The following is a 14,467-nucleotide window of genomic DNA, read 5'->3' as shown; positions in this document are numbered from 1 at the left end:
GAATCAAAAGTGTGTGAGGCTTTTTATTGAATGATTATTGCATGTGTGTCGGTTTTTGTTGCTTAATCATAAGCAACAGGACGCAGGAGTATAAAAAATGAAAACCGCTTACATTGCCAAACAACGTCAAATTAGCTTCGTGAAATCTCACTTTTCTCGTCAACTGGAAGAACGTCTGGGGCTGATCGAAGTCCAGGCGCCGATTCTTAGCCGTGTGGGGGATGGCACGCAGGATAACTTGTCGGGCTGTGAAAAAGCGGTGCAGGTAAAAGTGAAAGCTCTGCCTGATGCCCAGTTCGAAGTGGTTCATTCACTGGCGAAGTGGAAACGTCAGACCTTAGGGCAACATGACTTCAGCGCGGGCGAAGGGCTATACACGCACATGAAAGCCCTTCGCCCCGATGAAGACCGTCTTTCCCCGCTGCACTCGATCTATGTAGACCAGTGGGACTGGGAGCGCGTAATGGGCGACGGCGAGCGTCAATTCTCGACTCTGAAAAGCACGGTAGAGGCGATCTGGGCGGGAATTAAAGCAACCGAAGCTGCAGTTAGCGAAGAGTTTGGCCTGGCACCGTTCCTGCCGGATCAGATCCACTTCGTACACAGCCAGGAGTTACTGGCTCGTTATCCGGATCTAGATGCCAAAGGACGTGAGCGGGCGATTGCGAAAGATCTTGGCGCGGTATTCCTCGTCGGGATTGGCGGCAAGTTGAGTGATGGTCATCGTCACGACGTGCGCGCACCGGATTATGATGACTGGAGCACCCCGTCAGAGCTGGGCCATGCGGGTCTGAACGGCGATATTCTGGTATGGAACCCGGTACTGGAAGATGCGTTTGAGCTTTCTTCCATGGGGATCCGCGTGGATGCCGAAACGCTGAAGCATCAGCTGGCGCTGACCGGTGACGAAGATCGCCTGCTGCTGGAGTGGCATCAGGCGCTGCTGCGCGGTGAAATGCCGCAGACCATCGGCGGCGGTATCGGCCAGTCTCGTTTGACCATGCTGCTGTTGCAACTGCCGCATATCGGCCAGGTTCAGTGTGGTGTATGGCCAGCTGCTGTTCGCGAGAGCGTCCCTTCTCTGCTGTAATTGTTTATCGCCGCCAGCGTCTGAGCAGGCGGCTTCGCATCCCGGTATCAAAGCGCCAGATATGATCGAAAATGCGCATGATGCCGGGTTTGCCATGTGCCGACATCGCCACGGCATGAAAGCGATGCTGATGTACCCGCTGCAACTCTTTCACTTTGCTCGTCACGTCGTCAGGCAACCGCTGGGCGATAAAATCAGAAATCACCACCGCATCGGCGTCAAACCACTCCCGACTTTGCAAGCGTTCCATAATGGCGCGAAAACAACTGGCAAGATCGGTGCCACCACGAAACTGCTGACTTAAAAAGCGGATCGCTTGCTCAATACCTTGTGGGCCTGAAAGCTCATAACGGACGATCTCGGTGGAAAATAGCATAATATAGCAGCGCCGGTTTTCAGCGAGAGCAATGCGCATCAAGGCCAGGCAGAACGCTTTCGCACACTGTTCATTAAAGCCGCCCATTGAGCCGGAAGTATCCACGCAGACAATAAACGGTCCGCGCGGCTGTTCGTCGTAATCTTTATGCACCACCGGGCGTTCGATCACTTTTTCACGCCACGACTCACCGTGCAGGCGATAGGTGAGCAATTGTTTTTCCACCAGCCGACGGTAAAACTCATACTCCAGTTCCGTTATCCCCAGTGTCGCCAGTTCTGGCGGCAGGAGACGTAAAATATCGTCGCTTTGTTGCAGACCATCAACCTGCTCAGGAACTGTCGCCGGTTCGCGCACCATGGTGCGGAAGGTTTCCATCTGCGCATCGTTGCGCGGTATTGATTTGGCTTCCCGGGAACGTCCCAACTGTTCTGCCAGGCGTTTCAGTTCCGGCTGTTCGTTAAGAAATTCACCGTATTTCACAATCAACTGATAGTCGCCACGTTTAAGCTGACCGGCGCTCATATCCCACAGACGACCAGCTGCGGTATTGTTATCTGCGAGAATCGGTTCAAGTTGCCCGCTCAGCGTCATGCGTTCCTGAACTTCACTCAACAGTTGTTCGCGTTCTTCTTCTAATAGCTGTTGATTTAACGTCGTTGCTTGCACGATCAGACTTAAACGCCAACGCTGGAGAAAAAGTGTGTGTAACGCTGAAGTGATCGTGCTGTTAGCATCAACCAACTGTCGGGCTTGTTCTGCCCATGGGGAATTCAGACGATGCAGTAAGTCCAGGATCTGTGGTAGCTGCACAATAAACTGCGGCGTGGAGAGGAGCTGGCTTTCCTGATAGCACATCACCTCTTCGGTGAGTTCCGGCGGGACTCGGGCATCTTTCAGCCGACTGCGCAGCGCCTCACGCCAGCGGGGAACATCATCAGTGATTGCCGCCTTCAGTCGTGGGAATTTTTCAAAGAAGACTGCCAGCTGCGGTGAGGCCAGCAGCGCGATGATCATCTCTTCGATCAATCCCTCTTCGCTGACGGCCAGCATCACATTAAGCGTATCCAGCGTTAGCATTGTTGTGCCTGGCGAATCTGGGTGCCGACATCCTGTAGGCTGGCTTCAATGCGACCTAACCAGTCGCCAGGGATAAACAGACATTTTTGCTGTTCGCTGAATAAAGCGTGTTGCTTGCGCCAGTCGCTTTCAAGCTCTTCCAGTTGTTGTTTTATTTCACCTGGCAGACCTTCAGCCGATGAACCGGGAAGTGCCAGCGTACTGCCTTGTAAACTTACATCGCGTACGACAAGATGTTGGGCGCTATCAACTTCCAGATTCAGTTTCTGGGCAAAGCCGATACCGTTCAGTTTGCCGCGAATTTCACCACCTCTGCTCAGCCACTGTTCCAGCGCGCTACGCTCAAAGGAGATATGAACCACTTCCATATCATGCAGTTTTAACGGTTTTTGCAGCACCAGAGTCAGGGTGGAAGCAGTAACGTTAACAGGGAGTTGATACTGCTGACGACGGCTGAAAATGCCGCCCAGACGAATTACCGTTAAGGCTGTTTTATCGCTTTGTTGCTGCTGTAGTTGCAGGTGACGTTGCACAATCGCGCCCAGGCGGGTCAACATCCCTTGCTGTTGCCAGGCATGACCGGTCATCAATACATCAATTTGTTGTTGTATCAAATTCAGGCTTTGCGCGTCATACCACAGGCAATCTTTCAGCAAAATGAGATCTACCGGGGCAACAGCACTGCGACCGCTAAAAAAGGCGCTGGCCTGCAATAAGCGGATCGCTTTTTTCCAGCGACGATCCGAGACATAAGGCGCATCCGGTAATTTATCCAGTTGCTGGCGCAGCATAAAAATCAGCTCAAATACATGATCGGGCAGCGTAATTTCACCAATCTCTTTCTGCCAGCGTTCATATTCTTCATCAGTGACCTGCAAGGAGGCAGGAACCGGATTGTCATTTTCATCCTGTTGACTGGTCAGCATGGAGCGGAAATTCGCTTTATCCTGCACTTTATCTAACCACAGACGAATCAGCATGCGGTCATATAACGCTTCCAGACTGCTGTCTGCTTCCGGCAGCTCGTTGGAGGCCGCTACCAGCAGACGCATCGGGATTTTTTCTACGTGTGCACCGTTGCGGAACTGGCGCTCGTTAATGGCGGTGAGCAAGGTATTAAGAATTGCCGGGCCCGCTTTCCAGATCTCATCAAGAAAGACGATTTCTGCTTCCGGCAGGTAACCGCTGGTTAAACGTTCATAGCGCCCTTCATCTTTTAGCGCCTGAATAGAAAGGGGACCAAAAACTTCTTCCGGCGTGGAGAAGCGGGTCATCAGATATTCAAACGCGCGGGCATTCTGAAAGGCGAATTTTAAGCGCCGAGCGATCAAACTTTTGGCAATGCCTGGCGGGCCAAGGAGGAACACACTTTCACCACTTAATGCCGCTAATAAACACAAGCGGATGGCGTGGCTACGTTCATAAAGCCCCTTTTCCAACGAACTGCTCAGGCGGGAAATTCTTTCCGCTAATAAATGAGGGTGAGCCATAATGAAGTGGCGTCCTTTCGTCAAAAGTTCTGCGTAAATTGCGAGTATAGACGTTTCTTGCTGGTGGCTAAAATAGTCTCAAAAGAGGTCTATTTTTCTTTGAGCCAGGTTAATGTGGCCGCATTTAGGAGTACGATTTTGTCGTTAATCGTGCATACTGTGCGCTTTTTTGTGGGCCAAGGGACTAAGCACACATTTCATATTTCAACGAAAGACTAGTCTATGAGCACTGATAATAAGCAATCGTTGCCCGCGATTACCCTCGCGGCGATTGGAGTTGTCTACGGCGATATTGGTACCAGCCCGTTATATACACTTCGTGAATGTTTGTCCGGCCAGTTTGGTTTTGGCGTTGAACGCGATGCCGTGTTTGGCTTTTTATCGCTGATCTTCTGGCTGCTAATCTTTGTGGTTTCCATTAAATATCTCACCTTCGTGATGCGGGCAGATAACGCCGGAGAAGGGGGCATTCTGACGTTGATGTCGCTTGCCGGGCGCAATACGTCGGCGCGAACCACATCAATGCTGGTGATTATGGGATTAATCGGCGGCAGCTTTTTCTATGGTGAAGTCGTCATTACACCCGCTATTTCGGTGATGTCTGCCATTGAAGGTCTGGAAATCGTCGCCCCGCAGCTGGATACCTGGATAGTTCCCCTCTCAATCATCGTTCTCACTTTACTATTTATGATTCAAAAACATGGCACGGCTATGGTCGGTAAGCTGTTTGCGCCGATCATGCTGACCTGGTTTTTGATTCTGGCAGTACTGGGGTTACGTAGCATTATTGCTAACCCGGAAGTGCTGCATGCGCTGAATCCGATGTGGGCGGTGCATTTCTTCCTTGAATATAAAACGGTTTCGTTTATTGCGTTAGGGGCAGTGGTGCTGTCGATTACCGGTGTCGAGGCGCTGTACGCTGATATGGGGCACTTTGGTAAGTTCCCGATTCGCCTGGCGTGGTTCACCGTCGTATTGCCTTCATTAACTCTTAATTACTTTGGCCAGGGCGCTCTGTTGTTAAAGAACCCGGAAGCGATTAAGAACCCGTTCTTCCTGTTGGCACCGGACTGGGCGCTGATCCCGCTGCTGATCATCGCCGCACTGGCGACGGTAATTGCCTCGCAGGCAGTTATCTCTGGCGTCTTCTCATTGACGCGTCAGGCGGTACGTCTGGGATATTTGTCGCCGATGCGCATTATTCACACCTCCGAAATGGAGTCTGGGCAAATCTATATTCCGTTTGTGAACTGGATGCTCTATGTCGCGGTCGTGATTGTGATTGTCAGCTTTGAGCACTCCAGCAACCTGGCGGCGGCGTACGGGATTGCGGTGACCGGAACCATGGTACTGACGTCTATTCTCTCGACTACCGTGGCACGTCAGAACTGGCACTGGAATAAGTATTTTGTTGCGCTGATCCTGATTGCTTTCCTTTGTGTCGATATTCCATTGTTCACCGCTAACCTTGATAAACTGCTCTCCGGCGGCTGGTTGCCATTGAGCCTCGGTACGGTGATGTTTATCGTGATGACCACCTGGAAGAGCGAGCGTTTCCGCTTGCTGCGGCGGATGCATGAACATGGCAACTCTCTGGAGGCGATGATTGCTTCGCTGGAGAAATCACCGCCCGTTCGCGTGCCTGGGACCGCGGTGTATATGTCACGTGCAATCAACGTCATTCCCTTTGCGCTGATGCATAACCTTAAACATAACAAGGTATTGCATGAGCGGGTGATTCTGTTAACTCTGCGCACCGAAGACGCGCCTTATGTCCATAACGTCCGTCGGGTACAGATTGAACAACTGTCGCCCACTTTCTGGCGCGTGGTGGCAAGTTATGGTTGGCGAGAAACGCCAAACGTGGAAGAAGTATTCCACCGCTGCGGTCTGGAAGGATTAAGTTGCCGGATGATGGAAACCTCCTTCTTTATGTCGCATGAGTCGTTGATCCTCGGCAAACGCCCGTGGTATTTGCGTCTGCGCGGCAAGCTGTACTTGCTGCTGCAACGTAATGCGCTGCGCGCACCGGATCAATTTGAAATCCCGCCAAACAGGGTTATCGAACTGGGTACTCAGGTCGAAATTTAACGCCAGACGCCTCCTTTCTCCATAAGGGGGCGTTTTTGTTTTCATGGTTAATCACCATGTAAAACGTTTCGATGTTGATCACATTTCCGTAACGTCACGATGGTTTTCCCAACTCAGTCAGGATTAAACTGCGGGTCAGCGAAACGTTTCGCTGATGGAGAAAAAAATGAAAAAAGGCACCGTTCTTAATTCTGATATTTCTTCGGTGATCTCCCGTCTGGGACATACCGATACGTTGGTGGTGTGTGATGCTGGTTTACCCATCCCCAAAAGTACAACGCGTATCGATATGGCATTAACCCAAGGGGTACCTTCTTTTATGCAGGTGCTGGGCGTCGTCACAAATGAAATGCAGGTCGAGGCTGCCATTATCGCGGAAGAGATCAAACAACATAATCCGCAACTCCACGAAACGTTGCTCACTCACCTTGAGCAGCTGCAAAAACACCAGGGAAATACCATTGAAATTCGTTACACCACGCATGAACAATTCAAACAACAAACCGCAGACAGTCAGGCGGTAATTCGCAGCGGAGAATGTTCTCCGTATGCGAATATCATTCTCTGTGCTGGCGTGACGTTCTGAGGCCGTCATGGAAGCATTACTTCAGCTTAAAGGCATCGATAAAGCCTTCCCGGGCGTAAAAGCCCTCTCGGGCGCAGCGTTAAATGTCTATCCTGGCCGCGTGATGGCGCTGGTGGGCGAAAACGGCGCGGGTAAATCCACCATGATGAAAGTGCTTACTGGTATCTATACTCGCGATGCCGGTACGCTTTTATGGCTGGGGAAAGAAACGACGTTTACCGGACCGAAATCATCCCAGGAAGCCGGGATTGGGATTATCCATCAGGAACTGAACCTGATCCCACAGTTGACCATTGCCGAAAATATTTTCCTCGGCCGTGAGTTTGTTAATCGCTTTGGCAAAATTGACTGGAAAACCATGTATGCCGAAGCGGATAAATTGCTGGCTAAACTTAACCTGCGCTTTAAAAGCGACAAGCTGGTGGGCGATCTTTCCATCGGTGACCAGCAAATGGTTGAAATTGCCAAAGTGCTGAGCTTTGAGTCGAAAGTCATCATTATGGATGAACCGACCGATGCACTGACCGATACCGAAACCGAATCCTTGTTCCGCGTCATCCGCGAGCTGAAATCGCAAGGCCGCGGTATTGTCTATATTTCCCACCGCATGAAAGAAATCTTCGAGATTTGCGATGACGTTACCGTTTTTCGTGATGGGCAATTTATTGCTGAGCGCGAAGTGGCATCACTGACCGAAGATTCGCTGATTGAGATGATGGTGGGCCGCAAGCTGGAAGATCAATATCCGCACCTGGACAAAGCGCCGGGAGATATCCGCCTGAAAGTCGATAATCTCTGCGGACCTGGCGTTAACGATGTCTCTTTTACTTTACGCAAAGGCGAAATTCTTGGCGTCTCTGGTTTGATGGGCGCAGGTCGTACCGAACTGATGAAAGTGCTCTACGGCGCACTGCCGCGCACCAGCGGTTACGTCACCCTGGATGGGCATGAAGTCGTTACCCGTTCACCGCAGGATGGCCTGGCAAACGGCATTGTGTATATCTCCGAAGACCGCAAACGTGACGGTTTAGTGCTGGGTATGTCAGTCAAAGAGAATATGTCGCTGACTGCGCTGCGTTACTTTAGCCGTACTGGCGGCAGTTTGAAGCATGCCGATGAACAGCAGGCAGTGAGTGATTTTATTCGTCTGTTTAATGTGAAAACGCCGTCGATGGAACAGGCAATTGGTCTGCTTTCCGGTGGCAATCAGCAAAAAGTGGCGATTGCCCGTGGTCTGATGACACGCCCCAAAGTGTTGATCCTCGATGAGCCTACCCGTGGCGTAGATGTTGGTGCGAAAAAAGAGATCTATCAACTGATTAACCAGTTCAAAGCCGATGGCTTGAGCATCATTCTGGTGTCATCGGAGATGCCAGAAGTATTAGGCATGAGCGATCGCATCATCGTCATGCATGAAGGGCATCTCAGCGGGGAATTTACTCGTGAGCAGGCCACCCAGGAAGTGTTAATGGCTGCCGCTGTGGGCAAGCTTAATCGCGTGAATCAGGAGTAAAAAAATGACAACCCAGACTGTCTCTGGTCGCCGTTATTTCACGAAAGCGTGGCTGATGGAGCAGAAATCGCTTATCGCTCTGCTGGTGCTGATCGCGATTGTCTCGACGTTAAGCCCGAACTTTTTCACCATCAATAACTTATTCAATATTCTCCAGCAAACCTCGGTGAATGCCATTATGGCGGTCGGGATGACGCTGGTGATCCTGACGTCGGGCATCGACTTGTCGGTAGGTTCTCTATTGGCGCTGACTGGCGCAGTGGCTGCATCTATCGTCGGCATTGAAGTCAATGCGCTGGTGGCTGTCGCTGCCGCTCTCGCGTTAGGTGCCGCTATTGGTGCGGTAACCGGGGTGATTGTAGCGAAAGGTCGTGTCCAGGCGTTTATCGCTACGCTGGTTATGATGCTTTTACTGCGCGGCGTGACCATGGTTTATACCAACGGGAGCCCAGTGAATACCGGCTTTACTGAGAACGCCGATCTGTTCGGCTGGTTTGGTATTGGTCGTCCGCTGGGCGTACCGACGCCAGTCTGGATCATGGGGATTGTGTTCCTCGCGGCCTGGTACATGCTGCATCACACACGTTTGGGGCGTTACATCTACGCGCTGGGCGGCAACGAAGCGGCTACGCGTCTTTCTGGTATCAACGTCAATAAAATCAAAATCATCGTCTATTCTCTTTGTGGTCTGCTGGCATCGCTGGCCGGGATCATTGAAGTGGCGCGTCTCTCCTCCGCACAACCCACTGCGGGAACTGGCTATGAGCTGGATGCTATTGCTGCGGTGGTTCTGGGCGGTACGAGTCTGGCGGGCGGAAAAGGTCGCATTGTTGGGACGTTGATCGGCGCATTAATTCTTGGCTTCCTTAATAATGGATTGAATTTGTTAGGTGTTTCCTCCTATTACCAGATGATCGTCAAAGCGGTGGTGATTTTGCTGGCGGTGCTGGTAGACAACAAAAAACAGTAATAACGACTACAGGACATCTTGAATATGAACATGAAAAAACTGGCTACCCTGGTTTCCGCTGTTGCGCTAAGCGCCACCGTCAGTGCGAATGCGATGGCAAAAGACACCATCGCGCTGGTGGTTTCCACGCTTAACAACCCGTTCTTTGTATCGCTGAAAGATGGCGCGCAGAAAGAGGCGGATAAACTCGGCTATAACCTGGTGGTGCTGGACTCCCAGAATAACCCGGCGAAAGAGCTGGCGAACGTGCAGGACTTAACCGTTCGCGGCACCAAAATTCTGCTGATTAACCCGACCGACTCCGACGCAGTGGGTAATGCTGTGAAGATGGCTAACCAGGCGAACATCCCGGTTATCACTCTTGACCGCCAGGCCACGAAAGGTGAAGTAGTGAGCCATATTGCTTCTGATAACGTACTGGGCGGCAAAATCGCGGGGGATTATATCGCGAAGAAAGCGGGTGAAGGTGCCAAAGTTATCGAGCTGCAAGGCATTGCCGGTACCTCCGCAGCCCGTGAGCGTGGCGAAGGTTTCCAGCAGGCCGTTGCTGCTCACAAGTTTAATGTTCTTGCCAGCCAGCCAGCGGATTTTGACCGTACCAAAGGTTTGAACGTAATGCAGAACCTGTTGACCGCTCATCCGGATGTTCAGGCTGTGTTCGCGCAGAATGATGAAATGGCGCTGGGCGCGCTGCGCGCACTGCAAACTGCCGGTAAATCGGATGTGATGGTCGTCGGATTTGACGGTACACCGGATGGCGAAAAAGCGGTGAATGATGGCAAACTAGCAGCGACTATCGCTCAGCTACCCGATCAGATTGGCGCGAAAGGCGTCGAAACCGCCGATAAAGTGCTGAAAGGCGAGAAAGTTCAGGCTAAGTATCCGGTTGATCTGAAACTGGTTGTTAAGCAGTAGTTTTAATCAGGTTGTATGACCTGATGGTGACATAAATACGTCATCGACAGATGAACGTGTAAAATAAAGAAAAGCAGGGCACGCGCCACCCTAACACGGTGGCGCATTTTATGGACATCCCGAATATGCAAAACGCAGGCAGCCTCGTTGTTCTTGGCAGCATTAATGCTGACCACATTCTTAATCTTCAATCTTTTCCTACTCCAGGCGAAACCGTAACCGGTAACCACTATCAGGTTGCATTTGGCGGCAAAGGCGCGAATCAGGCAGTGGCTGCTGGGCGTAGCGGTGCGAATATCGCGTTTATTGCCTGTACGGGTGATGACAGCATTGGTGAAAGCGTTCGCCAGCAGCTCGCCACTGATAACATCGATATTTCTCCGGTGAGCGTGATCAAAGGCGAATCAACAGGTGTGGCGCTGATTTTTGTTAATGGCGAAGGTGAGAATGTCATTGGTATTCATGCCGGCGCTAACGCAGCCCTTTCCCCTGCGCTGGTGGAGGCGCAACGTGAGCGTATTGCTAACGCATCGGCATTATTAATGCAGCTGGAATCACCACTCGAAAGTGTGATGGCAGCGGCGAAAATCGCCCATCAAAATAAGACTATCGTTGCGCTTAACCCGGCTCCGGCTCGCGAACTTCCTGACGAACTGCTGGCGCTGGTGGACATTATTACGCCAAACGAAACGGAAGCAGAAAAGCTCACCGATATTCGTGTTGAAAATGATGGAGATGCAGCGAAAGCGGCGCAGGTACTGCATGAAAAAGGTATCCGTACTGTACTGATTACTTTAGGAAGTCGTGGTGTATGGGCTAGCGTGAATGGTGAAGGTCAGCGCGTTCCTGGATTCCGGGTGCAGGCTGTCGATACCATTGCTGCCGGAGATACTTTTAACGGCGCGTTAATCACGGCGTTGCTGGAAGAAAAACCATTGCCAGAGGCGATTCGTTTTGCCCATGCCGCCGCTGCGATTGCCGTAACACGTAAAGGCGCACAACCTTCCGTACCGTGGCGTGAAGAGATCGACGCATTTTTAGACAGGCAGAGGTGACGCTTGGCTACAATGAAAGATGTTGCCCGCCTGGCGGGCGTTTCTACCTCAACAGTTTCTCACGTCATCAATAAAGATCGCTTCGTCAGTGAAGCGATTACTGCCAAAGTTGAAGCGGCAATTAAAGAACTCAATTACGCGCCATCAGCTCTGGCGCGTAGCCTCAAGCTCAATCAGACTCGAACCATTGGCATGTTGATTACTGCCAGTACCAATCCTTTTTATTCTGAACTGGTGCGTGGCGTTGAACGCAGCTGCTTCGAACGCGGTTATAGTCTTGTCCTTTGCAATACCGAAGGCGATGAACAGCGGATGAATCGCAATCTGGAAACGCTGATGCAAAAACGCGTTGATGGCTTGCTGTTACTGTGCACCGAAACGCATCAGCCTTCGCGTGAAATCATGCAACGTTATCCGACAGTGCCTACCGTGATGATGGACTGGGCACCGTTCGATGGCGACAGCGATCTTATACAGGATAACTCGTTGCTGGGCGGAGACTTAGCAACGCAATATCTGATCGATAAAGGTCATACCCGTATCGCCTGTATTACCGGCCCGCTGGATAAAACTCCGGCGCGCCTGCGGTTGGAAGGTTATCGGGCGGCGATGAAACGTGCGGGTCTCAACATTCCTGATGGCTATGAAGTCACTGGTGATTTTGAATTTAACGGCGGGTTTGACGCTATGCGCCAACTGTTATCACATCCGCTGCGTCCTCAGGCCGTCTTTACCGGAAATGACGCTATGGCTGTTGGCGTTTACCAGGCGCTATATCAGGCAGAGTTACAGGTTCCGCAGGATATCGCGGTGATTGGCTATGACGATATCGAACTGGCAAGCTTTATGACGCCACCATTAACCACTATCCATCAACCGAAAGATGAACTGGGGGAGCTGGCGATTGATGTACTCATCCATCGGATAACCCAGCCGACCCTTCAGCAACAACGATTACAACTTACTCCGATTCTGATGGAACGCGGTTCGGCTTAGATTTACGCTGTCTTTTGATCAAATTATTACCATCGGTTGTTTTCAGAAGCATGAACATTGCTGCTGAAGCAACAGTAATAATGCCCATTGTGATAAACGTATAGTGGAATTGTTCGACAGTCGTTGTGCCTTCCATCCCTTCATAAACACGAAGGACGGCCGCACTTACAGCAACGCCTAAACTGATAGACAGTTGCTGCGTGACCGCCAGAACACTGTTACCGCTGCTGGCGTTGTCATCGGTCAGATCGGCAAGTGTGATGGTATTCATCGCGGTAAATTGCGTCGACATAGCCATCCCTAATATAAATAACGGCAAGATCAGCATCCATATCGCCATTGCTGGTGATTGCAAAGAGAACTGAGCGATCATTAGCCCAATAATTACCGTGATCCCCACTAACGTATGGCGATAGCCCAGACGACGTAAGACTTGGGTAACCATCGATTTTGCAATAATGGAACCTAACGCTGTCGGTGCCATCATACAGCCGGCAATAAACGCCTGATAACCAAATCCTACCTGTAACATCAATGGCATAAGGAACGGTACACAGCCGGTCCCCAGACGGGTTGCAATATTGCCTACTATACCGATCGAGAAAGTGCGGGTTTTAAATAAATCTAATGAAATTAATGGGTTTAGCGTGCGTCGTGCATGGAGAATATAGATAAGCAGTAACCCGATGCTGGTGACAATTACCGTCAAGGCAATCCAACTGGCGACAATCTTTTCACCGAATAGCTCTATTCCGCTTGAGAAGAGAACAAGGCTGAGGCCAAACAGCAAAAAGCCAGTGATATCGAATCTGCGTCGTGCGGTGGTGAAATTGGGCATATGTTTGCGCGCGTAAAGAAGGCCGGCAATACCTATGGGGATATTGATTAAAAATATCCAGTGCCAGGTTGCCCAGGTGACCAGCACGCCGCCAAGTACGGGGCCTAAAATTGGCCCCACCAGACCCGGCATGGCGACAAAATTCAATACAGGAAGAAGCTCATTACGAGGATAAGCACGCAGTAAGGCCAGCCGAGCAACAGGCATCATCATTGCGCCACCTATCCCCTGAATAACCCGGAAGACAACCAGCTGTGGTAGCGAGTTAGAAAGTGCGCAGGCCAGAGAACCCAATGTGAACAGACTCACGGCAAGGGTAAATATGCGACGCGTACCGAAGCGATCGGCTAGCCATCCGCTTACCGGAATAAGCATCGCCACCGTCAGCGTGTAACTGATGATGGCTGATTGCATCGCGAGAGGAGAACGATTAAGGCTATGAGCGATTGCGGGTAAGGCGGTATTCAGAATAGTGGCATCAAGTGCCTGCATGAAGAAGGCCATCGCCGCGATCCACGGCAAACCCGCCATACTGCGCTTCTTTTTATCGCTCATTCAATGTCCTGTTATCGGGGTGTCACTTATCAGGTGAGCGTAGCAGCGCCTGACAAGCTTTAAATGCCGCGTCGCCATCGCTTTGGATAATCGCATCAACAATCGCCTGGTGCAGATCCAGCTTTATCACTGTGTCGCTGGTAATTGACGTGAAGTAAGTGTGATAAACCGAATGGAAGAGCGAGGCGAATGAGGTCAAAAACGGATTGGCGCTCATTTCATAGATATGCTCATGCCAGGCCATATCGACCTCAATCCAGCGTTCACGGCGAAAGTTCTCTTTTAATGCCACCATTTCGGCCATTAACGTATTGAGATGCGCCTTCTGTTCCGCGGTGCCAACCGTTGCAGCCAGTAGGCAAGCTTGCGGCTCCAGACAGATACGCATAACCAGAAAGTGATCGATGACCTGATGAAAGTTCTCTTCTGTCATCCACCAGGTAAGCAATTCCTGATCAAGAAAATTCCAGTTTGATTGTGGCATGACCCGGGTACCAATTCGTGGTCGCGGTAAAACCATCCCTTTTGCCGTTAACGTTTTAACCGCTTCGCGTACCGCTGTACGACTCACTCCAAATTGCTCGCCCAGCTCAATCTCACCAGGCAAAATGGTGCCGGGTTCATATTCACCTTTTAAGATCCGTTGCGCCAGCTTCTCAGCCAGAACATACGAAAGGTTTTTCTGTGCAGCTAACTGTTGTGCGCTTAAAGGCATTACTAATCTTCCTTTTTCTTTTTATTCCTCCTTAGTATGCCACCAGGAAGTGTGATTACGGTTGCAAAAACGGCAAATTGCTTGTTTTATGGCACATTAACGGGGCTTTTGCTGAAAAAATGCGCGGTCGGAAAATTATTTTAAATTTCCTCTTGTCAGGCCGGAATAACTCCCTATAATGCGCCACCACTGACACG

General features: G+C 50.9%; 12 protein-coding genes. 8 read left to right on the top strand and 4 right to left on the bottom strand.

All coding sequences use genetic code 11. The annotated features are described in order from the left end of the window. Window positions 1–97: 97 nt before the first annotated feature. Complete coding sequence (asnA, locus tag FQ015_RS10190) at window positions 98–1,090, top strand: aspartate--ammonia ligase (RefSeq protein ID WP_160524012.1); 993 nt, start codon at window positions 98–100, stop codon at window positions 1,088–1,090. 4 nt (window positions 1,091–1,094) lie between these two features. Here asnA and viaA read toward each other — a convergent pair whose 3' ends face one another. Beyond that, a complete protein-coding gene (gene viaA, locus FQ015_RS10185; RefSeq protein WP_000956611.1) occupies window positions 1,095–2,546 on the bottom strand; it encodes an ATPase RavA stimulator ViaA in 1,452 nt (483 codons plus the stop codon). Further along, entirely contained in the window at window positions 2,540–4,036 is a 1,497-nt protein-coding gene (gene ravA, locus FQ015_RS10180) for an ATPase RavA (protein WP_160524011.1), read from the bottom strand. The genes viaA and ravA overlap by 7 nt, the downstream gene beginning before the upstream one ends. Before the next feature lie 222 nt (window positions 4,037–4,258). On the opposite strand from ravA, the gene kup reads away from it, so the two are divergent. The 7 genes from kup to rbsR all read left to right on the top strand — a co-directional run bounded on the left by kup (window position 4,259) and on the right by rbsR (window position 12,162). Continuing rightward, window positions 4,259–6,127: a low affinity potassium transporter Kup gene (gene kup, locus FQ015_RS10175; RefSeq protein WP_000102332.1), complete on the top strand. Its 1,869-nt coding sequence runs from the start codon at window positions 4,259–4,261 to the stop codon at window positions 6,125–6,127. A 166-nt stretch (window positions 6,128–6,293) separates the two neighbouring features. After that, window positions 6,294–6,713, top strand: a complete 420-nt coding sequence (rbsD, locus tag FQ015_RS10170; protein ID WP_039020334.1) for a D-ribose pyranase — start codon at window positions 6,294–6,296, stop codon at window positions 6,711–6,713. A 7-nt stretch (window positions 6,714–6,720) separates the two neighbouring features. Then, entirely contained in the window at window positions 6,721–8,226 is a 1,506-nt protein-coding gene (rbsA, locus tag FQ015_RS10165) for a ribose ABC transporter ATP-binding protein RbsA (RefSeq protein ID WP_000387771.1), read from the top strand. Between the two features lie 4 nt (window positions 8,227–8,230). After that, window positions 8,231–9,196, top strand: a complete 966-nt coding sequence (gene rbsC / locus FQ015_RS10160) for a ribose ABC transporter permease (protein WP_000211858.1) — start codon at window positions 8,231–8,233, stop codon at window positions 9,194–9,196. A gap of 24 nt (window positions 9,197–9,220) precedes the next feature. Beyond that, window positions 9,221–10,111, top strand: a complete 891-nt coding sequence (gene rbsB, locus FQ015_RS10155; RefSeq protein ID WP_001056273.1) for a ribose ABC transporter substrate-binding protein RbsB — start codon at window positions 9,221–9,223, stop codon at window positions 10,109–10,111. 125 nt (window positions 10,112–10,236) lie between these two features. Then, window positions 10,237–11,166: a ribokinase gene (gene rbsK / locus FQ015_RS10150; RefSeq protein WP_032185543.1), complete on the top strand. Its 930-nt coding sequence runs from the start codon at window positions 10,237–10,239 to the stop codon at window positions 11,164–11,166. A 3-nt stretch (window positions 11,167–11,169) separates the two neighbouring features. Then, window positions 11,170–12,162, top strand: a complete 993-nt coding sequence (gene rbsR, locus FQ015_RS10145) for a ribose operon transcriptional repressor RbsR (protein WP_000224481.1) — start codon at window positions 11,170–11,172, stop codon at window positions 12,160–12,162. Here the strand turns inward: rbsR and mdtD are convergent. Continuing rightward, window positions 12,128–13,555, bottom strand: a complete 1,428-nt coding sequence (gene mdtD, locus FQ015_RS10140; RefSeq protein WP_039020335.1) for a multidrug transporter subunit MdtD — start codon at window positions 13,553–13,555, stop codon at window positions 12,128–12,130. The two genes, rbsR and mdtD, sit on opposite strands and share 35 nt — an antisense overlap. Window positions 13,556–13,577: 22 nt before the next feature. Further along, a complete protein-coding gene (locus tag FQ015_RS10135) occupies window positions 13,578–14,270 on the bottom strand; it encodes a FadR/GntR family transcriptional regulator (RefSeq protein ID WP_001131177.1) in 693 nt (230 codons plus the stop codon). Between the last annotated feature and the right edge of the window lie 197 nt (window positions 14,271–14,467).

Origin of the sequence: Escherichia sp. HH26CH, assembly GCF_009820205.1 — a bacterium.
GTDB classification, from domain to species: domain Bacteria; phylum Pseudomonadota; class Gammaproteobacteria; order Enterobacterales; family Enterobacteriaceae; genus Escherichia; species Escherichia coli_F.
This window is presented reverse-complemented; position numbering and strand designations above follow the sequence as displayed.